We start from the raw sequence: 257 nt of genomic DNA, 5'->3' as shown, positions 1-257 counted from the left end.
GCGCCGCACCTGCTCTACCCGTCGCTGATGTTCCGGATCAACGCCGTGGACGTCGCGGCGGCCGGCCCCGCCCCGTGGCGCACGGTCGAGCGGCTCATGGAGGAGGCCGAGGCCGCGGGGACCCACACGTTCCCGCGGAAGAAGCCGATCGTCCGCCCGCAGCGCAACCCGCTGGAGTGGCGGGCCAACCTGACCCAGCTGTCCAACGCCGACGGCACCGCTGTCGACGGCACCGACGTCGACCAGCTGACCCGCGG

General features: G+C 73.9%; 1 protein-coding gene. It reads left to right on the top strand.

The features are described 5' to 3' along the window. Positions 1 to 257: hypothetical protein (locus GCU67_RS21105; protein ID WP_211661843.1), on the top strand; the 257-nt coding region annotated here is incomplete at both ends.

The sequence above is a fragment of the Modestobacter muralis genome (assembly GCF_010682105.1).
GTDB lineage: Bacteria > Actinomycetota > Actinomycetes > Mycobacteriales > Geodermatophilaceae > Modestobacter > Modestobacter muralis.
The sequence above is the reverse complement of the archived record's forward strand: the minus strand, read 5'-3'. Positions and strand labels throughout refer to the sequence as shown.